At 53.6% G+C, this 25846-nt stretch carries 20 protein-coding genes and 1 tRNA gene; 12 read left to right on the top strand and 9 right to left on the bottom strand.

Features of this window, described 5'->3' with window-relative positions; genetic code table 11:
* The first annotated feature begins 3 nt into the window (after nucleotides 1–3).
* Complete coding sequence (locus TX82_RS09535) at nucleotides 4–3264, top strand: efflux RND transporter permease subunit (protein ID WP_005009774.1); 3261 nt, start codon at nucleotides 4–6, stop codon at nucleotides 3262–3264.
* A gap of 12 nt (nucleotides 3265–3276) precedes the next feature.
* Complete coding sequence (locus TX82_RS09530) at nucleotides 3277–3972, top strand: hypothetical protein (RefSeq protein WP_005009773.1); 696 nt, start codon at nucleotides 3277–3279, stop codon at nucleotides 3970–3972.
* 12 nt (nucleotides 3973–3984) lie between these two features.
* On the opposite strand, the gene TX82_RS09525 is transcribed toward TX82_RS09530, so the two are convergent.
* Together TX82_RS09525 and TX82_RS09520 are read right to left on the bottom strand one after the other, a co-directional pair.
* The gene (locus TX82_RS09525; RefSeq protein WP_005009772.1) at nucleotides 3985–5763 is read right to left on the bottom strand and encodes a B12-binding domain-containing radical SAM protein; all 1779 of its coding nucleotides are present in this window, start codon (nucleotides 5761–5763) and stop codon (nucleotides 3985–3987) included.
* A gap of 42 nt (nucleotides 5764–5805) precedes the next feature.
* Nucleotides 5806–6126: a cupin domain-containing protein gene (locus TX82_RS09520; protein ID WP_005009770.1), complete on the bottom strand. Its 321-nt coding sequence runs from the start codon at nucleotides 6124–6126 to the stop codon at nucleotides 5806–5808.
* 297 nt (nucleotides 6127–6423) lie between these two features.
* Here TX82_RS09520 and TX82_RS09515 point away from each other — a divergent pair.
* Both TX82_RS09515 and TX82_RS09510 read left to right on the top strand, forming a co-directional pair.
* Nucleotides 6424–6501, top strand: a tRNA-Pro gene (locus TX82_RS09515).
* 152 nt (nucleotides 6502–6653) lie between these two features.
* Entirely contained in the window at nucleotides 6654–7571 is a 918-nt protein-coding gene (locus TX82_RS09510) for a cation diffusion facilitator family transporter (protein WP_005009767.1), read from the top strand.
* Nucleotides 7572–7607: 36 nt separating this feature from the next.
* Here TX82_RS09510 and TX82_RS09505 read toward each other — a convergent pair whose 3' ends face one another.
* Together TX82_RS09505 and TX82_RS09500 are read right to left on the bottom strand one after the other, a co-directional pair.
* Nucleotides 7608–7850, bottom strand: a complete 243-nt coding sequence (locus TX82_RS09505) for a hypothetical protein (RefSeq protein WP_005009765.1) — start codon at nucleotides 7848–7850, stop codon at nucleotides 7608–7610.
* Nucleotides 7851–7908: 58 nt separating this feature from the next.
* Nucleotides 7909–8427, bottom strand: coding sequence for a pentapeptide repeat-containing protein (locus TX82_RS09500; RefSeq protein ID WP_005009763.1), 519 nt, complete (start codon nucleotides 8425–8427; stop codon nucleotides 7909–7911).
* 178 nt (nucleotides 8428–8605) lie between these two features.
* Between TX82_RS09500 and TX82_RS09495 the strand changes: the two genes are divergently transcribed.
* Nucleotides 8606–8929 carry a rhodanese-like domain-containing protein gene (locus TX82_RS09495; protein WP_005009753.1) on the top strand — a complete coding sequence of 108 codons (324 nt, stop codon included), beginning with the start codon at nucleotides 8606–8608 and terminating at the stop codon, nucleotides 8927–8929.
* A gap of 3 nt (nucleotides 8930–8932) precedes the next feature.
* On the opposite strand, the gene TX82_RS09490 is transcribed toward TX82_RS09495, so the two are convergent.
* The 3 genes from TX82_RS09490 to TX82_RS16285 form a co-directional block, all read right to left on the bottom strand.
* Complete coding sequence (locus TX82_RS09490; RefSeq protein ID WP_005009749.1) at nucleotides 8933–10036, bottom strand: hypothetical protein; 1104 nt, start codon at nucleotides 10034–10036, stop codon at nucleotides 8933–8935.
* Between the two features lie 64 nt (nucleotides 10037–10100).
* Nucleotides 10101–10781 carry a mechanosensitive ion channel family protein gene (locus tag TX82_RS15270; RefSeq protein ID WP_005009746.1) on the bottom strand — a complete coding sequence of 227 codons (681 nt, stop codon included), beginning with the start codon at nucleotides 10779–10781 and terminating at the stop codon, nucleotides 10101–10103.
* Nucleotides 10778–11158: a hypothetical protein gene (locus TX82_RS16285; protein ID WP_187291945.1), complete on the bottom strand. Its 381-nt coding sequence runs from the start codon at nucleotides 11156–11158 to the stop codon at nucleotides 10778–10780. The genes TX82_RS15270 and TX82_RS16285 overlap by 4 nt, the downstream gene beginning before the upstream one ends.
* 156 nt (nucleotides 11159–11314) lie before the next feature.
* On the opposite strand from TX82_RS16285, the gene TX82_RS09480 reads away from it, so the two are divergent.
* The 4 genes from TX82_RS09480 (at nucleotide 11315) to TX82_RS09470 (ending at nucleotide 15926) form a co-directional block, all read left to right on the top strand.
* The gene (locus TX82_RS09480) at nucleotides 11315–13090 is read left to right on the top strand and encodes an ATP-grasp domain-containing protein (RefSeq protein WP_005009738.1); all 1776 of its coding nucleotides are present in this window, start codon (nucleotides 11315–11317) and stop codon (nucleotides 13088–13090) included.
* Nucleotides 13047–13511 (top strand): zinc-binding metallopeptidase family protein, encoded by a 465-nt coding sequence (locus TX82_RS16280; RefSeq protein ID WP_052338242.1) that lies wholly within the window; start codon nucleotides 13047–13049, stop codon nucleotides 13509–13511. Before TX82_RS09480 ends, TX82_RS16280 begins: the two co-directional genes overlap by 44 nt.
* Nucleotides 13512–13579: 68 nt before the next feature.
* Entirely contained in the window at nucleotides 13580–15139 is a 1560-nt protein-coding gene (locus TX82_RS09475) for a gamma-glutamyltransferase family protein (RefSeq protein WP_222823001.1), read from the top strand.
* 4 nt (nucleotides 15140–15143) lie between these two features.
* The gene (locus TX82_RS09470; protein ID WP_005009731.1) at nucleotides 15144–15926 is read left to right on the top strand and encodes an N-formylglutamate amidohydrolase; all 783 of its coding nucleotides are present in this window, start codon (nucleotides 15144–15146) and stop codon (nucleotides 15924–15926) included.
* Between the two features lie 13 nt (nucleotides 15927–15939).
* On the opposite strand, the gene TX82_RS09465 is transcribed toward TX82_RS09470, so the two are convergent.
* Complete coding sequence (locus TX82_RS09465; RefSeq protein ID WP_005009729.1) at nucleotides 15940–17169, bottom strand: spore maturation protein; 1230 nt, start codon at nucleotides 17167–17169, stop codon at nucleotides 15940–15942.
* A 134-nt stretch (nucleotides 17170–17303) separates the two neighbouring features.
* Between TX82_RS09465 and TX82_RS09460 the strand changes: the two genes are divergently transcribed.
* Nucleotides 17304–18074 carry a formyltransferase family protein gene (locus TX82_RS09460; protein ID WP_005009728.1) on the top strand — a complete coding sequence of 257 codons (771 nt, stop codon included), beginning with the start codon at nucleotides 17304–17306 and terminating at the stop codon, nucleotides 18072–18074.
* 18 nt (nucleotides 18075–18092) lie between these two features.
* Here TX82_RS09460 and TX82_RS09455 read toward each other — a convergent pair whose 3' ends face one another.
* A complete protein-coding gene (locus TX82_RS09455; RefSeq protein ID WP_187291944.1) occupies nucleotides 18093–19379 on the bottom strand; it encodes an Lcl domain-containing protein in 1287 nt (428 codons plus the stop codon).
* A 32-nt stretch (nucleotides 19380–19411) separates the two neighbouring features.
* Here TX82_RS09455 and TX82_RS16020 point away from each other — a divergent pair, with 32 nt between their 5' ends.
* Nucleotides 19412–19726 carry a hypothetical protein gene (locus tag TX82_RS16020; protein ID WP_144079147.1) on the top strand — a complete coding sequence of 105 codons (315 nt, stop codon included), beginning with the start codon at nucleotides 19412–19414 and terminating at the stop codon, nucleotides 19724–19726.
* A 454-nt stretch (nucleotides 19727–20180) separates the two neighbouring features.
* A complete protein-coding gene (locus TX82_RS09445) occupies nucleotides 20181–25505 on the top strand; it encodes a PAS domain S-box protein (RefSeq protein ID WP_005009721.1) in 5325 nt (1774 codons plus the stop codon).
* The last annotated feature ends 341 nt before the right edge of the window (nucleotides 25506–25846 follow it).

Below are 25846 nucleotides of genomic sequence, written 5' to 3'. Positions count from 1 at the left end.
GCCATGAAGCTGGTCGAACAATCCCTAAGATATGGTGTTACCGTGGCCGTGGGGGTGATCCTCATCCTCATGTTCGGCATCATGTCCCTCCTCCGTATCCCCGTCCAACTGATTCCTGAAATCAGCGAACCGGAACTGAGCATCCGCACCACCTGGCCCGGTGCCAGCCCGGAAGAGATCGAACGCGAGATCATCGACGAGCAGGAAACCCAGCTCAAATCCATCGTCGGGCTGGTGGAAATGGAAAGCACGGCAAAAACGGGCGTCGCGGAAGTGTACCTGACATTCCAGGTGGGCACGAACCTGCAAATGGCCCTCGTCCGTACCGCCAACGCCCTCGACCAGGTCGAGACTTATCCGGAAGACGTCGACCAGCCCATCATCAAGACCAGCAACATCTCAGACCGGCCCATCGGATGGTTCGTTCTGCAACCGCTCCCAGGCAAGGAAAAAGAGATCAACGTTTACGATTACCGCGATTTCGCCGAGGACGTGATCCAGACCCGTTTTCAGCGCGTCCCGGGAATTTCCGACAGCGAGGTGTACGGCGGCAGTCCACTCGAATTGCAGGTCGTCTTCGATCCTGAAGCGTTGGCGGAACGCGGAATCACCATTTTCCAACTCCGTGAAGAGCTGCGCAAAAAGAACCGCAACATAAGCGGTGGCGATTTCGATGAAGGAAAACGGCGTTACATCGTTCGAACCACGGGAGAGTTCCAATCCGAGGAAGAAGTCGAGAACACCATCCTCACCCACGTCAATGGAACGCCTGTATACGTCAAGGACGTAGCCGAGGTCCGGCTCGCGCATGACGAACTACGCGATTATGTGCGCCACAACGGCCTTCCGGGTATTTCGTTGAACGCCCGCCGGGAGATCGGTTCCAACATCCTGCAGGTGATGGGGGAGCTCAAGGCGGTGGTGAAGGACCTCAATGACAACGTGCTGAACCCGATGGGCATGCATCTTCACCAGACCGCGGACAAAACCGAATACATTTCGCGTTCCATCGACATGGTCATGTTCAACCTGGTGGTGGGTGGTACTTTCGCCATTATCATTCTGCTCGTGTTCCTTCGCAGCTTTTTCAGCACCCTGGTCGTTGCTGTCGCCATTCCCATCAGCGTCATCGGTTCGTTCCTGGTCGTCACCCTGATGGGCAAGACAATCAATGTCATCATGCTTGCGGGCATGGCCTTCGCCGTGGGCATGGTGGTGGACGCGTCGATCATCGTGCTCGAAAACATTTACCGTCACCGGCAAAAAGGCAAAGACACCTTCGACGCGGCGCACGACGGGGCACGGGAAGTGTGGGGTGCCATCTTCGCCAGCACCCTCACAACCCTCGCGGTGTTCATCCCGATCCTGTTCATTGAAGAAGAAGTCGGGCAATTGTTCCAGGACATCGCCGTCGCAATCAGCGCCGCGGTCACTCTGTCGATGATTGTCAGTATTCTTGTGATTCCTGCATTGAGCCGCAAACTGCTCAATTTCGAAAACATCCATGCCTCATCGAACAGCCGGTTCATCTCCTCGTTCCGCAACCTGTTCGGCATCGTTCCGCTGGCATCGAGGTTCAATGAAGGGGTGGTCCGCATTCTGCGTTTCATTTTCCAGTCCAAGCTGCGACAGGTCGTGGTGATCCTGGTGTTGACGGCGGTGCCGGCGTATCTCGCGTGGCTGATGTTGCCGAAAACCGAATACCTGCCCGAAGGCGACCAGAACGTCATCATCGGCATGATGATTCCGCCTCAAGGATACAATATCCAGGAAATGACCCGCATCGGAAATGAAATGGAGCAAAACTATGCGCCGTACTGGCAGGTAGAACCAGGTAGCCCGGAAGAGGCACAACTGAAAGGTCCGGCCGTACGCAACTTTTTGTTCATCGGCAGCCGCGGGCGTTTGTTCACTGTGGTCAAGGCAAAGGACCCGGAACGCGCCAAGGACCTCATTCCGGTTCTCCGTGAAGAACTGAAAAAAGTTCCGGGCATGATCGCCGTTTCCAAACAATTGTCCTTATTCTCCAGCGCATTCACCGGTTCGCGCGGGATCGAGATGAACATCACGGGACCGGACCTGGTACGCATCACTGAAATCGCACGCAACTCGTTTTTCAAGGTGCAAGAAATCATGCCCGAGGCGCAGATCCGCCCCAATCCCGGCATCGAGCTGGGCCAGCCACAAATCCAGATTCGACCCCGGTGGAAACAAGCCGCAGAGATGGGCGTCGATGCCTCGGAACTGGGTTACTCCGTGGCGGCCCTGGTGGATGGCGTCTTCGCGGACGAGGTTTACCTGGATGCCGATAAAGTTGCGACGCCCTACTTGCCGCGTGACGGCATCGACCTCATTCTCATGAGCCGGGACATGGAACTGCGGAAAACACAAGACATCCCGAACCTCATCATCCGCACTCCCCTGGGGCAAGCGGTACCGCTGAACAGCATCACCGACATGGTGGAAACCGTGAGCACGGAAACAATCCGCCACTTTGAGCGCCAACGCGCGGTGACGCTGGAGATCACCCCGCCCATGACGATTGCGCTGGAAGATGCAATCGCCATGGTGAAGGAAAAAATCATTCAGCCCTTGCGTGACCAGGGAATCCTGACAGCAGGCTACTCCATCACCCTCACCGGAAACGCGGACAAGCTGGAAAAAACACGCGAGGCGATGGGCGGAAATTTCCTGCTGGCTCTGGTCATCACCTATCTCCTGCTTGCGGTATTGTTCCAGCACTGGGGATTTCCGCTGATCATCATGCTCAGCGTGCCGATGGCCGCCGTCGGCGGTGTATTCGGCCTGTGGGCGCTCAACAAATTCATTCTGCAACCGCTGGACGTGCTCACCATGCTGGGATTCATTATTCTGATCGGCGTCGTGGTGAACAACGCAATCCTGATCATCTATCAGGCACTTCTGCACATTCGTGAAGACGGCATGCACTACCGCGACGCCATCCTGGAAAGCGTGAGCAACCGGATTCGGCCAATCTTCATGAGCACATTCACCAGCATCTTCGGGCTCATGCCGCTCGTCGTGTTTCCCGGCGCGGGCAGTGAAATTTACAGGGGCATCGGCGTGGTCATTTTATCGGGACTGTTTTTCAGCGCCCTGTTCACGCTGTTTCTCATTCCGAGCCTCATGAACCTGAGCTCCAGCATCAGCCAGGGTGAACCGCCGGAGCCGATGGAAACCGAAACGCGCGTGCGTCCGCAAACCACCAAAGCGGCGCCGCAACCCACACCCACCCGTATGTGATTGAAACGTCCTATGGATCGAACCCAACTCGTAACCTACTGGCGGAACTTTTTCAGCGACCTACTGGTCGGAACCTTCAAAAGCCTCTTCCTGTTTGCGACAGCAGGGATGTTTCTGGCCGCACTCGCAGGATGGGGATTGGACACGTGGTTCCTCGATCCAACCGGATTGAGCATGGGCCTTCAATGGCTGATATTGATTCTAGCGCTGGGTTGGCTGTTGCCGCTTGGCATGTTTCACGGATTGGTGGCGAGCGCTCTGGCTACCGTCGGTAAAAAACTGAAAGAAGCCGTCAACGGTTTGCACGACCTTTTGGACATCCTGGTCAAGGGCGTGTTTTCTTATTACCCCAACCTCAGCAAAAACATTTCCAAAAAAGAGCTGGGAGAAAAGTTTGATCAGATCGGCCACAAGTTCATGGAAGATCTCAAGCTCAAGGGTGGTCCAATCAGCTACATCAAGGGACTCATCTTCCGCATCATTTTAAAAGCGCTGAAGTTTTTCTTCCTTGATGACATGATGGAGGAGATCAGCAAGAAGCCCGGCGAGGAGGTGACGCGCGCCGACATCGAAAGCGCCGTTCGCCGTGTGGGTGTGGAGTTTCTGTTGTCCACGATTCATGACAACATCATGATCCTGCAGGCGGCAAACGCCATCGTGATGCTGCTGCTTTTTAGTTTGCCCTTCGGGATTCTGGCTTTTTTCTAGGAAAGTGGAAAATCAGACAACCAGCGACGCCAGCCGTTCCTGAATGATTTCCTTGTCGTGGTAGCCGAGGTATAGCAATCCGTCGGCCAGGGAGTAGTTGTGGGGAAAGGTCATGACTTCGCGGCTGATCTTCTGTACGATCTCCTGGTACAGTTCCGTCGCCTGCTCCGGCGTCAATCCCTCGCGTACCTTGTGGTTGAAACCGAGAGCCAAATCGTGGTGCGGCGGGTTAAACAGGTCGTACACCTTGAACGCCTCCGGGTCCTTGGCGATGGGCGTGCCCTTTTCCAGGTCGAATTGCGACGCGATGCAGGAAAAACCCGGCGATTCCAGAATGCGCCGGTTGTCCATAACGAAGTTGACCGAATCCATCACCTCTTCCCGCGTCTCGGTGGGGAAACCAACGAGGATGTAAAAATGCATTCCCATGCCGATGCGGATGCACTCCTCCACCGTCTGGTCGATGACTTCCTTCGGGCACCCCTTCTGCATGAAATCCAGCACGCGCTGGTTGTACGATTCCATGCCGAAAATCAGTTTGCGGCACCCCGACTTGTAGAGAAGCTCCAGCCGGTTGTCGCGCAGTAAACTCTTTTCGAACTTCAACTCACCGGTCCACTGCACATCGACCTTTTCCTCCACCAGCTTCTGGGCGAAAGTGCGCAAGAAATTGATCGGCAGGGCCTCGTCGGTGAAAAAGAAGTAGCGGCAGTTATATTTTTCTTTCAGGTTCTTGAAATCCTGCACCACCGTCTCCGCGTAACGCACGTGGAAGTCGATGTGGTCAAACGGGATCGAACAGAACGCACAGCGCTCCCAGTAACAGCCGCGCGATCCCATCACCGGCAGGACCCGCTCCGGCGAGAGATACAGGTCGAACGGCAGGCCGTCGAAATCCGGTGTCGGCAGAGCGTTCAACTCCTCCTTGCCGAACGGGCGGTTTACCTGAACGGTGCCCTTCTTGTCCTTATAAACCAGGTTCGGCACCTGGGTGAGGTCCTTGTCGCCGCGCAGTTGCTGAACCAGTTTCAACAGCGGCGTCTCGCCCTCGTGCACAATGAAGCTGTCGACGAAGTCGAACAGCGGCGAGCCCTTTTCCAGTACGTCCACCAGCTTGGTGAAGATACTGCCGCCGACGGTGATGTGGATTTCCGGCCGTGCCTGCTTGACCAGGTACGCCAGCGTGAGTCCGGAAATCACCTGCTCGACGGAGGTGATGGAGATGCCGAAGATGTCGATGTCTTCTTTCAGTATGCCGGGTAGATAATGCTCGCGGTAGAGATCGAGGAAAAAGTTTTCGTTCGGGTCCTGAAACGATTGCAGGATCTCCTCGGTGGAATACGGCGAATAGCGGAGCTGACTGCCGATGACCGTCAACTGCGACGGGTAGTACGGCGCGAGGATGCTGTCCAGCCACACGTCGATGATCTTGAGCGACTCCATGTAGCGGTCGATCTCGTAGAACTCCTCACAGCGCAGGGACGCCTTCGCCGCGTCGATCTGGTCGCAGAGCGCCGGAATGATCTCCTGCGCCTCCATCAGCTTTTCATATTTTTCGCGTTCGAGATCGGTGTGGTAAGGCTTGGAACCCAGCTCGCGCGCCTGTTTCAGGATGCGGTCGTAAAGCGGCTTGGTTTTTTCCCAGGTGCACAGGTGGTCAAGCAGTTCGATGGCGAGGTCGCGCTGGACGACGTCATCGATGCCGTTGTGGTGCAGAAACCCCTTGAGCGCAGGCAGGCTCAGATAGGGCTGGGAAGGATGCCACGACGATGGAAAAACCAGGTAGATCATGTTTCAAAACATTCCGTACCGCGGGCCGCAAAGCCGGGCGCGTTATTGCGGTTTGGGAGCCATGAAGACCAGCATCACCAACCGCCGGTCGGTGTGGTTGACGACCCCGTGTTCTTCTCCCGAGGGGGCGAGGGTGATCTCATCCGCCGACATTTCCTTCTCTTCCGTGCCGACGGTCACCCGGCCCTTGCCTTCGAGAACATAGTATATCTTGTCCGAGCCCTCGTGCGCATGAACTTTTTGCGCCTGGCCCGGTTCCAGGCAATAGACGTCGCAGAAAAACCGATCCGTGTCGAACAGGCTGACCTTGTTCATCTTCTCAGTCTTGAAGGCCGCCTGGTCCCGAACCTTGAGAACTTTCATGCCCACCCCTTTGTCTTAAAAAAGGCCGAGGGAAGGCCCCAAGCCCATTGAAATTGCGAAGTTTGGGGGATTCTACCACAGAACCCGGCGGCTTCAAGAAAAATTGTAGGAGCGGTTCCGACACGGCCGGCTGGCAGAGGGATAATGTGTTGACTTATCTGGGGACATCCACTATTTTGAAACCACAATGCGGTCCCCGGAGGCACACTCGCAGCGCGTGCATTTACCGGAACAAGGGGGATTCGAACCGCTCGACGGGCGGGCGGGACCGGACACCGCACACCAGATCAAAAGGGTCGGGGCGTAGCGCAGCCTGGCTAGCGCACCTCAATGGGGTTGAGGGGGTCGGAGGTTCAAATCCTCTCGCCCCGACCAGTTTTTTCATAAAAAGGTTACGGAATGGTCCGTGACCTTTTCTTGTTTCGTTAAGCTTTCCTTTCCAATCCCTTCATTCTCTTCCATCAATCGACCGTGTTATAGTATCCGCCACGTTTTGTTCGCTCTGTTCCCACTCTAACTGAAAACGCATGTCCGCATCCGGTTCCACAAAAGTCATCGTCATCGCGCTCGGCGCCAACCTCGGCATCGCCGTCGCCAAGTTCGTCGGCGCGTTCATCTCCGGCAGTGCGTCGCTGTTGGCGGAGGGCATCCACAGCGTCGTCGATTGCACCAACCAGGTTCTGCTTTTAGTTGGTGAAAAGCGCTCGCGCAAACGGCCGACGGCGTCGCATCCTTTGGGCTACGGCAGGGAGTCGTTTTTCTGGTCGTTTGTGGTGGCGATCCTGTTGTTCTCGATGGGCGGGCTGTTCGCCATCTACGAAGGCGCGCACAAGATCACCGATCCGCACGAGGTGACCAATCCCGGCCTCGCCCTCGGCATCCTGATTTTCGGCATTCTGCTGGAAGGATATTCGTTTCTGGCGTGCCTGAAGGAAGTGCGCAAACGCGACCCCGGCATGCCCATCTGGAACTGGTACCGGCGCACCACGCGGGCGGGACTGCTGGTCATTTTCACGGAAGACCTGGGGGCGCTGGTGGGATTGACGCTGGCGGCGGGGTGCATCGGACTCTCGTGGGCGTTGCATGATCCCATGTGGGACGCACTGGGATCGATCCTCATCGGCGTGCTGCTGGTTGTGTTGGCGGTGGTGCTGTCGGTGGAGGTGAAGAGCCTTATCATCGGCGAGGCCCCGGCCCGGGATTACCGGCACGAGGTGGAGACCATCACCCGTGAATACCTGCCCGGCGCGAAAATCCTGAACTTCATCGCGCTCAAGACCGGCGACAACGAAGTGATGCTGAGCATCAAGATTCATCCTGGAAAAATTCAGAAGGTGACGCACCTGATCGAGGCGTTCAACCAGATCGAGGACCGCATCGGCGAGCGGTTTCCGGAGATCAAGTGGAAGTTTTTGGAACCGGACGACCGCGAAGACATTTACTAGAAACTGGGAACCGCGTGGTGCCCCGCACCCCTTTCCTCACTTGTCCTTTTTGTCCTCGGTGCTTTTTTCGATCATGATGTCGGCGATCTCGTAGGCGTGCTCGGTGACGCGGGTGGGGTCGGCGGTCATGCCCTCCGATGCCAGCAGTCCTTGCATGGCCAGCCCCGCCAGCCAGTCCCGACGGGAGATGCCGGTGGAAATGTAATTCAGGTCGGCTTCATCGTCTCCCGTCCGCAACAGGTTGTGCGGGTACACCGTTCCACCTTCATTTGCTTTCATGGCCTTCTCCAGAATGTTTGGTAACGAACCATTGGAGCACTCTCTTATGAAAGAGCACTCATAAAAAGGAATTCAAAAAATCTTCATCATCCGTGTCGTCGCTCAGGTACTCCGGAAGTTTGGTGTTGGCGTCATACTGCGCGGCCTTGATCTGCCCGATGCTGAGTCCCGACGCCTCCACCAGGTTGGTGCCTTTCAGGTTGGCCTGGTGGAATTCCACATCCTCGTTGAACTGGCAGCCCTGCAAGTCCGCGTTTTCCATGTTCGCCTGCATGAGTGACGACTCCATCAGGTTGCACCCTTTCACCTGCGCGCCCTGCAACTGCGCGCCGTTCAGGTTCACCTCCTGCATGCGTGCCTGGTTGAGATTGGCGTTTTGGAGGTTGGCGCCGCTCAGGTTGGCGAACTGGAGCTTCGCGCCCTGCAAATTGGCGTCCTTCAGGTTGGCCTTCGACAGGTTGGCGCCGCGCAGGTCCGACTCCGACAGGTCCACCGCCTCGGTGGGGTTTGCCTCGCGCCAGGCGTTCCAGCCCTCAACTCCTTTTTTGATCAACTCCACGTGTTGCTGATTGGCCATGTTCGTCAGTCCTCCGGATAAAACTTGAATTGCAACTCCAGGCGGTGTAAAACCGCAGAGTGCAACGAGAATCGGTTATGAAAATGTCCCAATCTTACCAGAAAACGGTTCGCCCTCCGTATCAAATCGAACCGGAACCGCTGACTCAGGCTGGGCCTTATAAATGATGGAGCGCAGTATGTCCGAAATCAAGCAAATGACCGTTCAGCAACTCCACGACCTGCTGGAAGAAGGGCCGGTCAACGTGCTCGACATCCGCGACGAAGCCTCGTATGACGCCGGGCACGTGCCGAACGCCGTCCCTTTAAGCCGCACACCGGTGGAACAGTGTCTGGAAAAATTCGAAAAAGACAAAACCCTCGTGGTCTGCTGTTATCATGGCATCTCCAGCATCGAGGCCGCCATGTTTTTCAGCCAGCAGGGATTTAAAGACGTGCACAGCCTGATGGGCGGTTACGAAGCCTGGCACCGGAACTACAGCGAAGACGACTTTCTGGAATGACCCCTATTGCCCGATAGGCAGGGTCAACAAGGGAGCCGAAGACGGCACCTTGCCCGCCTGCAATGAAAATATCTGCGAAAGCAGGGAGAACGTCGATTTTGAATTGAGGTCGGAATCGTCGATGTAAAACCAGGTGCCGCGGTGCAGGATGGCCACCGCAAACGCGTTTGGATCGAAGTCCTCCCCATGGCGCACCCGCAAGAGCGTGCCCGTCAACCTCTGCCAGTCGAAGCGGCTTCCATCGTCATTATAGGTTACGGTCACCTTGCCCTCATCGACGTGGTCGGGCGGCACCTCCACCCCCTGTGACAGATAATACATGACGCCCAGCAAAGACCGCGTCTGCACCCGGATGTACCGTGGATCGTCCACCGCAGTCAGGTAATAACGTCCCTGCACCGGGCTCACCTCCAAAAGCTCGGCCAGCAGGCGGGCATCTTCCGTTTCCCGGGCATCCTCATCCAGCTTGATGATGATCATTGGAACATCATTTTCCTCGGAGTACTGCAGTTCCATCATGTCGTTCTTCTGAAAAGTACGCAGGATGGACGCCATCCGTGTGAACGTCTCGAATTCCGGTGAGCGGCCGGGCGTGGGTCCGGAAGCGCCGGGCGCGTTTTTAATCCGGTTCATGCGCTGAAAGCACAGGCGGAACAGGCGGTCCACCCGCCAGCCAGAATGGTACAAAAGGGTGATGGTCTGCATGGAGATGGGCGAGAGCACCCGCTGGATGAACTTGTCCCCCTGCAAAGGGGAGTAGGTGATGGTGGGTTTTTCCTGCATCTGCGCCCCCGCACCGAACCCGAAAGTGGACAACGCTCCCTCCGGCACCGACGCGCTGGCGTTGGCGCTGGTAGTCAGTGTGAATTGCGCCGCTACACTGCTCACTTCAAGGAAATAAGGGGTATCGCGGTACTTCAGGCGGACCAGGTTCAACAACAATTGCTGATCGTTGGTGCGCTGGATGGCGACATTGTAATTGGACCGCTCGCCTTCAATGCGGTTCGCACCCAGGTTGGCGCAGGCGGAAAGCGTGGACACCAGAAAGGTTGTAATAATCAGGGTACAAATCTGCTTGAAGGGTTTCGGGCTGGACGCAGACGGCATGCGAAAAATAAACCCCTCTCTCAAAAATTTCAGAACGGGATCATACGGGGAAATCCGGAGACTGTCAAACCCGGTCCGGTCTGGGAGGAGGGTTCTCGCCCGGTTCCAGTTGGATGGTCTGCGTGGGAAACGCGAACTCAATGCCTTCCGCCTGAAATTTTCTGCACAACGCCAGGTTGATGGCCTGCTGGGTATCCATCTTGAATTCGAAATCCCCCCTCAACAACCAGTACACGGTTTCAAAATCCAGCGAGTACGGCCCGAATTGCTTGAAATGAATGCGGTCCACCCGGGTGTCCGGCTGGGCCTCGATGATTTCTTTGATCATGCCAGGGATGCGCTCCAGCTTGTCCGCCGGGGTGTCGTAGGTGACACCGATTAAAAACAACTGCCTGCGTTCCGGAATTTTGCGGAAATTCCGGATCCGGCTGTCCAGCAGATCGGAATTGGGAATGATCAACCGCTCCCCATCAATGCTTTTGAGTTGGGTGGATTTCAGGCCGATGTGCTGTACCGTACCCATATCCGTCCCCGCGATGATGAAGTCGCCGATGACGAACGGCTTGTCCATGACAATGGTGAGCGAGGCAAACAGGTCGCCCAATATTTTCTGCACCGCCAGTGCGATGGCAATGCCGCCGATACCCAGACCGGCAACCAGGGCCGCGATGTCCACCCCGACGTTTTCCAGCGCCACCAGCGCCAGCACCACATAAAATCCCAGAAGGATGATGAACTTGATCACACCCAGGGCTGTGGCAAAGGACTGGTCTTTGTCCTTCTTTTTTCGTACGCCTGTTCCGCCCAGAGCAGGATGGCATTGTGACCCCACACCCCCACTAGAACGAGACCCAGCAGAAACGTGACCTGCATCCACTGGTCAGCCAGGTCATCCGGGATGGGCCATTTTTGGCTTCCGGCATAGAGCGCGATCACAAGCAGGAAGAGCCAGTGGGTTTTATCCGAAAGACGTTTGACCAGGCGGTCGCCCAGCGCCTTGGTTCTCTGGTACCTGTTTTTAAAAATGCTGCGCAGACGGCCCCGTACAAAGAGCAGCAGGAAAAATGTCAGAAGGGCCCAGAACCCGCCTTCCACCCAGACCACTCCTGAGTTTTGGCTCATCCATTCGCGCAGGATCTCCATAACCCATTCCCCTCATTGAATTAATAAATTCAACCATCAAAAATATTTGAATAGCGTTACAATAGATTTCATAAATTTGGTAACGGGTGCATTGGAAGCTTTTGCCCAAAATATCACTTTTTCGGGGAACGTCCAATGAAAGTAGCGGTCATTTACAACAAAAACCAGTCGGAAGTCATCAATGTCTTCGGTGCCCAGAACCGTGAAATTTACAACCCCAAAACCGTGGAGCGGGTAGCGAGTTCTCTTGAAAAAGGCGGACACAACGTCCGTGTCATCGACGGCAACATCCATCTCATTGAAAAGCTCAATGAATTCATGCCCAAAGTGATGCACGGCGAGCAACCCGGCATGGTATTCAACATGGCTTACGGCATACAGGGGGTCAGCCGCTACACCCACGTTCCGGCCCTGCTGGAGATGGTCGGCATCCCTTACGTCGGATCCAGTCCGGCGGGACACGGCATCGCCCTGGACAAGATCACTTCCAAGGTATTGTTCCAGGCTAATAATGTGGCGACCCCGCGCTACTGGTCGTTCTTCAGTGAAGAACAGATACCGGGAGACATCCCATTCCCCGTCATCGTCAAACCCAAAATGGAAGCGGTGTCGATGGGTATCGAGGTGGTTCACGACATCGAACGCCTGCGAGAAACGGTCAAAACGCTGGTCAAGGAATACAGCCAGCAGGTGCTGGTGGAGGAATTCATTCCCGGACGCGAATTCGCGGTGGGACTTCTGGGCAACGGTGACCCCGAAGTCCTGCCCATCGTCGAATTCGATATGGAAGGCGATCCCAACGCCATCCAGACCTACGACGAGAAAATGAAAAAGCCGAAGGAAAAGGTATGCCCGGCCAAGATTGATGAGGCCACGGCGGAAAAGATGGGCGAACTCACGAAAGGGGCGTTCCGCGCTCTCGGCCTATATGATTTTTGCCGCGCCGATTTTCGTATGGACGACAAGGGAAACCTGTACGTGCTGGAGCTGAACTCGATGGCCAGCCTCGGGCTTACCGGTTCGTATGTCCACGCTGCCAAGGTTGCGGGATATACCTACGAAACCCTCATCAACCGCATGCTCGATGTCGCCGTGGAGCGGTATTTCGGAGAAAAGGACATAAATGAAGTTCCTGAAAAGGAATCTTTTTTTAAAAGTCTTTTAAAGAGCCAGACCACTTCTTTGCCAGTGCGGCTGCGCAGTCACCTTCGCGGCAATGTGAGCACCATGGAAGATTTCCTTGCCCACATGGTGGAAATCAATTCCTACGCCCGCAACCTGGATGGAGTCAATTCTCTCGGCAAATGGGTGTCCAACCATTTGGGGCGCATGGGATTCCAGCGTGAAGTGCACACCAAGGCGGAGTTCGGAAACGTTTTATATTTTTCCAATCACACCGGCGAAGAAAATGACGTGTTGTTGATCGGCCAGCTGGACAACCCCATTCCAAGCCAGGATTACGTTGCCTACCAGGAAGAGCGCGGCAAACTTTACGGCTCCGGCGTCTACTACGGTAAAGGCGGACTCGCCATCCTGCTCGGCGCCCTGCAGGCGTTGCGCTACACGCGGTCGCTCAAAAAAGGTGAAATGCGGCATCCTGTTGATATCCGACGAAACCGCCGGCGGGCGCACTTCAAAAGGGCTCATCGGAGACCTGTCCAACAAATCAAAATATGTGATTGGTTTACAGGGAGCGGGGCTTTCCGGCCAGGCAACCACATCGTTTTCCGGAGTGATGAAATACAACGTGGAGATCAAGTACGCCCCGGGGAAATTGTCCAAGACCAAAGGGGAACAGACCGACCTGATCTCATTCCTCACACAAAAGATCAACGCTCTTCGCAAGATGACCACGAAGGACGAGGATGTGTCTGTTGCCATCACTTCGATCAATACCCAGGGACTCGATGAAGCGACTCCGGATTTTGCCAATCTCAATTTCCGCATCCGGTTTCGGTCGCCCGACCTCAGCCAGCAACTTAAGGACCAGATTTACAAAACTTTCGAAGTCAGCGCCACCAGTCCCATCAAGGTCAATATCTCGCGCACGCTTTTGCGTCTGCCCTTGATGGAATCGGAAGCGACCGCCAGTTTTTACGAGCAGGTCAGCAAAGTCGCCAAAAACCTGGAAATTCGACTACAGAAGGAACACGGCACCTCGTCCACATCCCTCTGTCACGTTTCACCGGACAAACCGGTTCTGGGTAATTTGGGACCGATCTCAGGAGGCATGGGTACGCGAAACGAATACGTCGTACGCGACAGCCTGCTCGACCGGTCCATCCTCCTCGCATACCTGATCTACCTTTCCGCGAATGACCTCAAGGAATGAAACTCGACCGAATAGAAACACGACTTGAGGTCCGGGCAGACGGTAAAAGCGCCATAGCCAGGAAAGGCATGGTCTCCACAGCATTTCCGGACGCGACGCAGGCGGGCGTGGACATGCTGGGGGCCGGCGGCAACGCGGTGGACGCCGCAGTGGCCTCCGCCCTCGCCTTGGGGGTTTGCGAACCGCAGGGAAGCGGCATTGGCGGGCAGTCCTCGGGCATCCTGCACCTGAATGGCAAGGTCATTTATGTCGATGGTTCCAGCCGCGCCCCGTCGCTGGCCCACATCGACCATTTCAAGGACGACAACCTGCTGGTCGGTCACCGCGCCACCACGGTGCCCAGCACCGTCGCTTTCCTCGGCTATCTCAATTTCCGTTACGGACGCCTGAGCTGGCGGCAGGTGTGTGCGCCCGCCATTCGAATCGCCCGCGAGGGTTACCGCATCACCCTTCTGCAAAGCCAGCTTCAGGAACGGGAACTGGAAACATTTCAAAAACCGGCCTGCGAATGGGGGGCCCGGTATTTCTTGAAAGATGGGAAGGTTCCCTACGTTCCGGGTGAAACGTTTGTGCAGAATGACCTGGCCAACCTGCTCGAACACCTGGCGTACAACGGACCCAAATCGTTTTACCAGGGAGAGATTGCGGAACAGATCGATGCCGACATGCGCGCTTTCGACGGATTTCTGCGCAAAGAAGACCTCGCCTACATTCCGTGGCCCGTGGAGAGAAAACCTCTCAAACGCCGGTACCGCAAAACGCAGATTTTTACCTGTCCGCCGCCCACCTCCGGCCGCACCCTGCTTTTGACGCTGCAGATGCTCAACAACCTGCCGTCCAAGTTCCTGCGGGACCGTTCCCCGGAATCATTTCATTTCATTGCGGAAACTTTCCGCAAGGCGTTGATGAACCACAAAGAGCGGCCGTACGATCCGAACATCTACCCACAGCTGCCGGACGACAAAAGGATACTCAGTAAAGACTACGCCCACCGACTGTCTTCCACCATCCGCAACGTCATCGACCCCAGCCTGCCTTTGGCCGAGCCGTACGAATCCGGGCAGGACACAACGCACCTCTCTGCCATGGATGCGGACGGCAACGCCGTGGGCATCACGCAATCGATCGAGCGCGTTTACGGTTGCCACTCGGCAGCGAAAGGACTGGGTTTCCTCTACAACAATTACATGAGCGCCATGGAGGTTCACGATCCCAGCCACCCGTATTACCTGCGGCCCGGTGCGGTGCCGTGGAGCAGCATTGCACCGGTGATCGTCTTTTACAAAAAACAACCGTGGATGGTGGCGGGCAGCCCGGGAAGCGACCGCATCTTCTCCACCATGAGCCAGTTCCTCACCCACATCATCGACGGCAATCTGCCCATCGACCAGGCCATGGTCCGGCCGCGCATGCATTGTACGCTGGGCGGCACACTCAGTTACGAAACCGAGCGCTTTCCCTCCAAGGTCATCAAGTATCTCAAAAATGCGGGCTACAAAATGTCACCCAAGGATCCTTACGCGTTCTACCTGGGCGCGGTGCACGCGGTGGTCAAGATGCAAACATGCGATACGTTTCAGGGCGTTGCCGAAATCCGCCGCGACGGTACCGCCGCGGGCATCGACTGATTCCATGGATACCCTGCCCTGCCTGATCACAGTTCCCCACGGTGGCACCCGCGTTCCTGATTTTCTTGCAGGCCGGTTCATCCTCCCCGCGAAAGACCTGTTCGATGACATCGATCCCTGCACCCGTGACATTTACGCATTGTCCGAACGGGTGAGCGTGTGGAAGGACACGGACGTCGCGCGGCCGGTGGTCGATCTGAATCGCGATGCCGGCGACCGCCCGCCTGCCAATCCGGATGGTGTCGTCAAAACCCACACCTGCTTTGGTGTCCCGGTGTACGATCCCGCACAGCCCATGGATGAAGCGCTGGCCGAAAAACTGATCGCAACATTCCATCGGCCGTTTCACGGATTCATTGAAGACACTTTGAAAACGCGAAAGGATTTACAAATCGCTTTCGATTGCCACACCATGTCGGAGTTGGCCCCACCCATTTCCCCCGATGCGGGCAAACCTCGGCCCACCTTCTGCCTCGGCAACCGGTTTGGCGAAACCTGCCCGGACGTCATTGCCAATGTCTTTGCGGATTGTTTGAGAAAGGTGTTTCATTTGCCAGCCAGGGAAGTCAGCTTGAACCAGCCGTTCGCCGGAGGTCACATCACCCGCACCTACGGCAACCGGCCGATCCCCTGGATTCAGATCGAAATGAACCGCAAGCTTTACCTGAAAGAACCTTGGTTTGATCGGAAAGAATTATCAGTGGATCCCAATCGCCTCCAGTTCCTGCGAAATGGCATGGGCGAGGCACTGCGATTGTTTTTTGAAACCTGCGATGCGTTGGGATGAATTGAAGTGATTCTCAGCCAAAAAACCAGTAGCTGATCGAAATGGCGGCCAAAATACCCGCCGCATCGGCCAACAGGGCACAAGGCAGGGCGTGGCGTGTTTGGCGCACCCGCACCGCTCCGAAATACAACGCCAGAACATAAAAGGTGGTCTCGGTGCTCCCCTGCATGACCGACGCCATGCGCCCTGCAAAGGAGTCGGCACCGAACGTCTGCATGGTCTCAATCATCATGCCCCGCGCGCCACTGCCGCTCAATGGTTTCATGAACCCTGTCGGCAGAGCATCGACGAAGCGAGTGTCCCCACCGATGCCCAGCACAAGCCAGCGGATTCCGTCCAGCAACATCTCCAGGGCGCCGCTGGCCCGGAAAACAGCAATTCCCACCAGCATGGCGACAAGGTAAGGTACGATCTTGATCGCTACCTCAAAACCCTCCTTTGCGCCGTCAATAAAAATATCGAACACATTCTTTTTCTTCCACAGGGCCGAAGCCATGAATGCCACAATCACTGCAAATAAAAGAAAATTACTGAGGCGGGCCGACTGTACCTGCATGGCGGCCTGGTCGAGTTGTGAAAAGTACAGAACCAGTCCCCCAATCAATGCGACCAGTCCCCCCAGATACGCCAGCAGGACCGGGTCTTTCAGGTTGATTCGTTGTACCACCGCGACGGAAATCAAACCCACCAAAGTAGAACAGAAGGTAGCGAGCAGGATGGGCAGGAACACGTCTGTGGGATCCGCTGCACCCTGTTGAGCCCGGTACACAAAGACGGTGACGGGAAACAGCGTGACCGACGAGGTGTTGAGAACGAGAAACAGAATCTGCGCGTTGGTGGCGGAATTCTTATCTGGATTCAGTTCCTGCAATTCGTCCATCGCCTTGAGGCCAAGCGGCGTAGCAGCATTGTCCAAACCCAGGATATTGGCGGAAAAATTCATGACCATCGCGCCGAAGGCCGGGTGCCGCTCCGGTACTTCCGGAAACAATTTGTGGAGAAAAGGATGAAGGATGCGGACGAACAGGTCCAGAACTCCGGCCCGCTGGCCAATGCGCATGACTCCCATCCAGAAACTCATGATTCCGACGAGGCCCAGCGCGATCTCGAATGCCACGCGGGACATCTCGAAGGTCGCACCCATGATGGAGACAAAGACGTCCCCCTGGCCCCACACGATCCATTTCAAGAGGGCAACCAGGAAGGCGACCAGAAAGAATGAAACCCAGATGATGTTCAGCAACAGGACGGCTCCACTCGGGATTGAGGAGGGTGGCGCGACAAACCGGAATCATTGTACCATTCCCAGGTTGGAAGCCCCACCGCCTCTGTTATAATTGCACTGACTGAGAATCATAGGTAAACAAAGGAAGGCAAATGCAGTCACCCCGTCTCACACTGGTCACTGGCAACGACCTGCGGCACGAATATTTTATACGCCGCATCAACGCCCGTCACCCCGTTCAATCTGTTTTCATAGAAAGCAAAAACTATCCGTCCCTTCCGTCCACCACCACCGAAGCCGAAAACGCGTGGCACTGGTTTTTCCAGCGGCGAAAGGAATACGAAGAGCGCGAGTTTGCCCCCGCCCGAAATTGGCCCGGCGTCAACCATCCCGTTTATGAACCCCTGCAACCGGGCGGATTGAAAAGGGAGGGGTTTTTAGAAAAATTGCAGTGCGCTGCCCCTGACCTGGTTCTCCTGTTCGACTGCGGGCTGGTCGGCGAACCGATCATAAACGCGTTTCCCGGCCGCATCCTGAACCTGCATGTCGGACTTACTGAGGAGTATCGTGGTTCATCCTGCAATTTCTGGCCCATTCACGATGAACGTCTGGACTGCCTGGGTGCGACCATATTGAAAATCGACCCCGGCATCGACACCGGCGCCATCCTCGCAAAGGACACGGTGAACATCGAAACCGGCGATGACGAACAGTCTCTGATCGGAAAAACCATCAAGCTGGGAGTGGAGCTGATGGAAAGGGTATTGAAGCAGTGGCAATCCGGCGACTGGAAGGCGCACACTCCGGAGTCACCCGGGGTATTGTTTCAGCGCAAGGACCTCGGTCCGGAAGCCATGCTGACCGTGCGCCGGTTGGTGGAAGGACCGCGCTGGCAACAACTGCTGGCGCAGCATTGCGGGTGATATTGCCGCAAGAACTGTTTATTTCAAATTCCGAACGAGCCGGACGCTCATTGTGGGCCCACCATAATTGAGAGCTTCGGTGCGGCCGTAGCCCCCCACAAAAAAGAAATACTTGGCCGAATTCTCTCCGACCCTCTCGCTCGTCCAGAATCCATATCCCCCACCGCTTTCAAAGGGCTTCGGGTATCCAACGGGGTACTCCTGGTTACCGTCGAAGGCCAGTTTGGTCCGGTCGGGATCGAAAGTGTTTTTATATTCCGCCACCGTTGGTAGCCGCCAATCGGAATAACCCGCGTAGTTCCGGGCATTCATTTTTTGCGCCCAATCCATCGCTTCCTGCCAGGAAGTGGGGTACCGTTTTTCAATAATGCGGAAATCACGCGTCATCCACATCAGGTTGTTAACCGTGTCCAGCGCCGTATGGTTTTTATAGGCAACCCAATTGCCCATATTGTTGCTCGAGGCCTGAAGGTCCTGCTGCCGGAGGTATTCCTGATAAAAATTGAAACCAAACGCAAGCCCGATGACGAGGAGGATACCTCCGAACCAGTAGAGGGTGGACCGCTTGAGCTTGTTGATTCGCGCCGTAAGACCGGCTGCCTCGCGGACAATCTTGTCTTTCTCGGCTTCAATTTCGTGAAGAGCAAGATCCAGGTGCTCATTTCTCACTGCCTGTTCATAAAACGAAACCCCCTGCTTCGCCACCTTGAGCGCGACGTTGAAATCGATGGGCTTCCTTATGAATCGGTAAACTTCCGCTTTATTGATGATATCTTCTACAATGTGATCTTCGACCTGTGCGGCGGTGAGCACCCTGACGGTGTTGGGAGAAACACGCTTCACGATTTCAAGAAGTTCCGTTCCACGCATTCCACGCATGCGTTCATCCGTGAAAACGACCGCGATGGGACCATTGTTTGCCACCATATCCGCCGCTCGCATGGCACCGTCGCACACTTCAATCTGGTATCCACTCTGGGCGAAAATTTTTTTCGCAGATGCCAATACCTTCCTTTCAGTATCGACAAAGAGAATTTTATATTTCTGATTTTGGGTTGTCCCCTGACTCATAATTTCTTGATTCGATCCGGACTGTCGTTTTAGTATTTTTAGTGTAAGGCAAGCTTCCCGAACAACAACTTTTTTTTGATCATATGCTGACACATCAGGGCATAAAGGGAGAACGAACGATTCGAAACCGGTTTCGCATTGCGAGATTTCTGACAGGGGGGATTCTTTTAACCTTATTCCCCACCTCCCTGCCTGCCCAGGCACCCGAATCCAAATCGGACCAATTCGTTTCACAGGGCCTGGTTTCATATGACAGGGCTTACAAGTTGGATGAGGACCGGAATTTCATCCTCTTCCAAATCCGGAATGATGGAGTAAAAACTATCAGCCATCTATTCGGCTGGGTGTACCGGTATAATGAAGGGCCTGATGAGCCCGCCGATTTCCAGCTTGTGAACAACCCCCATCAATCCGCCATTCTGGTCGAAGGCGGCCCCCACCAATCCGACAAGGTGGCCCAATGGCGTTTTTCGCTTAATGTCATCGTGCCGGAGCAGGGCAATGAGCGATTCATTCTGAGGATCAGCCCCAAAAGTGTTTTTTACGCACACCACGAACCGGTCTCCGCCCCCACAGAGTGAGGCTAAGTAAAGCAGTTTCAATATTTTCCTTCCCGCGCGGGCGGTTCATCGCCCTTTCTCCAAACCGGGCGACACCCGATTCTTCCCTCCAAACCCTCAACAACCTCATATAAAAAAAGGACTTATGGCTTTACAACGGGCGCCGCAAAGGCTTGCCTGGTATAACTTCCCCCACCCTTTCCCAAATTTTTGCCGATCCCGGCTAATTTGTTGCTTTTCAAAGTGTTATTAGCTATACTCAGGGTACCCTGAAATAAAAAGTGATCTCACTTTTCATTTGGAGCGGCTCGCCACCGCCCCTGTGAAAAGAGTTCCTTTTCGGCATCTTTCTTGATCTTAAGAAGGAGGGGATGTGAAATGCCTTAAAGGGAACCTTGGACATTGGCCGGGAAAACGCTTCAAACCGTTACCCCTGCGCACAATGGACAAAGTCCTATAATTTAAGGAAACCTCCATGTCGAAGAAGAATGAGCAAATTGGAGCGCAGGTCGGGGTCACCCTGATCGTTGCCCTTTTCCTTCTGTTAGCTTGGGAGTATTTTCTCAAGCCACTCCTTTTTGGGGCCACCCTTTCGCAATCGGGGAATTTTTCGGTCTTCCAGCGGTGGGAGTTCATAGCCGCGTGCCTGGTGATCGTCTGCCTTTCCCTGATCATTCCTTTTCGAAAAATCCGGCAACTCCACGAAGAAGTCAAGCTGGTAGAAGAATCCCTGGCTGGGGAAAAAACTCTCTCTCGCATATTTTTTAGTGTGGACAATTCCATCTTAATTGTCGTGGACACCGCAAACCAGATCATGCAGGTCAATAAAAAGGCTCTCAAATTCCTTGGTTATAAAGAAGAGGAGTTGCTTGGAAAAGACTGGATGGCATTTCTCATTCGCAATAAGGAGCGGGAGGTGTTGCGGCGCGAATTCCTTGCTTTTGTAAACGATCCCTCCAAACAATTTAAAATGTTCACCACCCCGGTGCATAACAAATCAAACAAGGAACATAGAGTCGAATGGCAGGCCGCCATGCTCAAGGATGAGCGGGATCAGGTGTATGGGACCATCATTTCCGGCCAGGACGTAACGGCGCAGACATCCCTGACAAAGGATTTGGAAACCATCAAATCCAAATACGATCCTCAGATCAAGAAACTGACCAATGAGTTAAATGAAAACAAACAGAAATACCACCAGGAAGCAATCAAAACAGCTCATGCAAAAGCTCGTTTCAAATTCTGGTTTGACCTGGAGAAAAACCTGCTTTCATTGAAACCGGGTGATGTATCCAATCAGGATTTTTTCAACCAAAAAATGAACCAGGTCCTTGAAGATTACGGAACTCTATCCAATGTGGACCATGGTTTTATCAATATAATTTCCGAAGACGGTCAAACAATGAACAACACCCACATCTGGGTTTCAGACGAACCTGACATGGAACCCGATGCGGATCCAATCCAATTGTCAAAACTTCCCTGGTTGAACCAGAAACTAAACGACAGGGAAGCCTTGCACATACCAAACGTAGGGGACCTGCCCAAGGAAGCCAGCGCTGAAAAAAAACTTCTCAATAAACAGGGAGCAAAATCCCTGCTCCTCGTCCCGCTGTTTTCCGATGAAATCATTCTGGGATGCATTGGTTTCGAAACCATACATGAACCAAAATCATGGGACTCGGACGAAGTCGAAATCCTGAAAATCATCGCCCGGCAAATGTCAAATCTTTTAAAGCCCTCCCAGAGGGACTCCAGTGGTGCGCCCATTGCCGAAAGAAGCTTCAGCGACCCGGATTTGGACTGGAATGAAGAAGAGCTGGGCCTTGGCTTTGATGAACCTCTTCAAGATGATGACATCCTAGAACTACAGGGCCGAGTGGGTGAAGAGATCAAAGAACGTATTACCAGTCTTGAAACCGTAAAAACCGAACTTGAGAACAAGCTGAAACTCAGTAAAGCCAGCGAAGCCAATTTGAAATCAGCCCAAACCGAAATGGAAGAAAAGCTCCAGACTAAAAACCTGGAGCTGAAAAAGCTGAACAACCTTCTTGAACAGGAAAAGCTGACAAAGCAGTCCCTTGAAGAGCAGATAAAGGCTTTAAAGGAAGACGACAATAATGCCATAGGGAACAATGAGCAGCTTGAAGCGATTCAGGCGAAACTGGATGAAACCAAAAGAGTGAAAGAAGATCTTGAATCCCAAATATCAAACAAAGAAGAGTCCGCCCGAAAGGAACTCGCCTCCAAAACCCAGGAGCTTCAAAAACTAAAACAGGCTCTGGAAGATGAAAAGAAACTTCGGGAGGCCCTGCAAATTCAAAACCCCGGCGAAGCGAAATCCGCATTCGCTACAAACCTTGAAAAACAGCTTTCCAACAAATCCATCGAGCTGCAAAAGGTTCAGGCTCAACTTCAAAACGAATTACATGTAAAAGAAAAACTGGAAGAAAAGATAAAAGTTGAACACACGGTTTTGGAGAAAAAAATTGCAGACAGAGAAGCTGAAATCGCAGAATTAAAATCCCAATTGGAGTCACCACAAAATTCCATTTCCGAAAAAAATTATAGAGCTTCAAAGACACGCATCCAGGAAAAACCTGAAGAAGACTATAAAAAAGAAGCTCAAACCTTTAAAAATGAAATTGAAAAATTGAAGGCCCTTCTGGAAGAAAAAACCGCCCAATTACAGACTCTTCAAAAAAGTTTCGAGGAATTCAGGGAAAATGCCCCATCTGAGGAAGAACTGGAAAACCTCCAGGCTTTAGTAGATTCCAAGGACTTGGAGTTACAGCAAATTCAAGAATCTCTGGACGAGGCCCATGTTGCTAAAAACTGGGTGGAAACAGAATATACCCAGCTCAAAAAGGACCTTGAAAAATACAAGGAAAATCAGGAAGTGCTGGAAGCTTCCCGGACCCTGTTGGAATCGGAGCTGGAAGAACTCCGGGGAATCCAGGATAAACTGGATCTGCAAACCGGTGAACTAAAGGAACTGAGGCATGACATGGGCAATTTGGAGATAGCAAACCAGCAAATGCTGAAAGATCTGGAAGAAAAGGATTACCAGATAGAAGATCTCCAATACCAGAACCAACGACTGGATAAAGTGGACCTGCCCCTTTTCACCATGAACACACAGGGCACCATCATGACGTGGAATCAAGGTGCCCAGGAATTGACCGGTTACCTTGAAGAGGCCGCACAGGGGCAATCCCTGAGCTTTCTGTTTCCCCCGGGTGAGGAAATTGAATTGAAGAGAGACGTGCTTGATCCCCTCCAGGAGAAGGGTTCGACCACTTTGATTCTTCCACTGACTTTTGAAAATGGTTCGCAGGGAAACTGCAAGAAAGGACTGATCAGCCTGGCTCTCTTTAAAAATGGAAATGAAGCCAAGGAAGCGTTTGGCGTTCTAGTTGACATTTCTCATGACCCAAAAACCGTTGAAGAAATTAGGCAATTGCGCACGAAACTGGAAGGGGAATTGCAAAGCTTGAAGGAAGTTGCGGAAACGGAAAAACAGGAGATCAAAAATTATTATGATTCCATCCTGAAAAAGTCCGGGCTGGTTCCCATTCTCCTTTCGGCAGATTTCAAAATCCTCCAAGTCGGCCCCGATGCGGAATCCAGTCTGGGTTGGAGCAGCCCTGAGGTTGAAAACCGTAATTTCTTTGAGCACATCATGCCAGGTAAAGATTGGAAGGCGATGGAAAGTTCAGCACAGGAAACGCTAAAAAATAAGGGGATCCATCAGTTTGAAAGCCTCACCCCCACACACGATTCTGAAAAACGAAACCTCCTTTGGAACCTTATTATAAATAAGGAGGGTGAACAGGAAAACGCTTCCATCATCGCCATCGCGCAGGACATCCACGAAATGCGCGAACACGAAAACAATATCAAACAAAGAGAAGCTCTTCTTTCATCCATTATTGACCAGGCAGTGGATGGTTTTGTCACAATTGACGAGAGCGGAATCATCCAGTCATTCAACAGCACGGCAGAAAAGATGTTCGGATACAGCAGCGCGGAAGTTATCGGCCACAATGTCAGTATCCTGATGCCGGAACCTTACCGAAGCGAACATGGAAACTATCTTTCCCGTTATTTACAAACGGGCAAAAGCAATTTGGTGGGAAAAGAGCCAAGGGAATTTCTTGGAAAATGCAAGGATGGATCGACTTTCCCCATGGAGATCGCGGTACGCGAGATTTACCAGGGTTACCGCCGCATGTTCGTGGGGATCATCCACGACGTTCGCAAACGCAAAGAATTTGAAATCGCTTCAATGGAAAACGAGGAAAAATTCCGCAAGCTGATGGAGGCGGAGACCGACGCCATTCTTCTTGTCAACCTTTCGGACAACCAGTTACTGGACGGCAATGAAGCCGCAACCAGGCTTTTCGGATACAGCCGGGGTGAACTGGGCAAACTGAAATACACCGACCTCGTGGTCAACGGGTCCAATTCAGAATTTTCCGGGGGAACCCAGGGAAGCGCATTGGGACTCCATCCGCGGAAAAAAAGCAATCTCGCCCACTTCACAAAAAGGGACGGCACCGTTTTCTCCGCACAGGTGGTCATCAGTTCATTCCTCGTTCAAAACGAAAAGATGAGCCTGAACATCATAAGGGACGTCACACCCCAGATTCGTGCGGAAGAAACCATTCAGGAAAGCGAGCGCCACCTGATCGATATTCTAAACCAGGCATCGCTGCCCATTTACATCAAGGATATGAACGGGCGTTACCTGCTTGCCAACTCGGCGTTTCAGAAGCTGTTCAATGTCCGGCGCGATCAGTTAATTGGGAAAACGGACCATGAAGTTTTTCCTGCAGATATTGCCGATATACTCTCCGAATCCGATCGGCAAGCACTGGATAAGGGACAGAATGTGGAGTCCAAGGATTCCATTCTGCACGATGACGGAATCCACAATTACACAATGGTCAAACACCCTATGCGAAATTCGTCCGGAATCCTGTATGGGGTTTGCGGGGTTTTGAACGACAACACCAATCGCAACCGACTGGAGTCAGAACTGGCCCGCATGAAAACCGAGTTCCAGGAAAGAATGGATTACTACCTCCAGTCCATGAACCAGCACCACGAAAAGCAAATAGCATCCGAACGCTCTGCGGCCGCCACCAAGGTGCTTCTTGGACTTGCGAACCAGATCACCAATCCAATCCAGGGAATTCAGAATATTCTGGAACAACTCAGTGACCGGGCCGCAATGGAGGAAATACATAAAGGGCTCATGATGGTTGCTCTCAACGAATGCCGCCGCATTGCGGATCTCAGCGAACGGTTGCAACGATGCGAAATTCCTCCGCTGGGGAAACCGGAGGCAATCGACCTTCATGAATTATTGAGAGAGATTATGAAGAAACCGGACATCGTTCCTCAAGATGGTTCCATCCGTCTTGAAGAGCAATCCTTCTCAAATTTGAGACCGGTCCAGGGTAATCCGGCGCAATTGAAGCTTGCATTTGAACACCTGTTCCGCAACGCCGTGGAGGCAACCTCTGGTGAAAACAGGAAAATTGTGCTTGCCACCGAACAGCTGGAAGACAACGTCAAAATCCATATCCAGGATACGGGTTGCGGGATTCCTGAAGAGATCCGTGATCGCATTTTTGACCCCTTCTTTACCACCAAAAAAGCCGGCAAGCGAGCTGGCCTGGGTTTAATGATGGTGCTTGGTGTTGTTAAAAATCACGGGGGGGATATCGACATTCGCAGTGAAACTGGAAAGGGGACCACAGTCACCCTGACCCTTCCCTTGAAACAAAAATAGCCCCGAAAACAAAAACCCCCCGCCGGTTTGAGCCCGGCAGGGGGTTTATTATTGGCGGGAAGGCAATTATTCCTTTTGGCGACCGCCCCCCTTCCCGTTCAAATTCGAATCACACGAGGAAAAAACCCGGTCAATTCAGGCAAATACCACGAATTCGGTTTCGGTTCATTCGGGACTGGATGGCCTGCAAAACAGGGGAAGGCACCTGCTGCGGTGGTGGAGATGAAAGGCCGTCCCGGATTTTCAGGGATTCCGCCAGGCTAAGCGGTTTGGCCCAAAAAGCTTTATCCCAAAGGGGTTTTGGAGATTTCGAAGTCATAATTTTTTAAAAATTCCGGTTG

Origin of the sequence: Nitrospina gracilis 3/211, assembly GCF_000341545.2 — a bacterium.
Lineage (GTDB): Bacteria > Nitrospinota > Nitrospinia > Nitrospinales > Nitrospinaceae > Nitrospina > Nitrospina gracilis.
The sequence above is the reverse complement of the archived record's forward strand: the minus strand, read 5'-3'. Positions and strand labels throughout refer to the sequence as shown.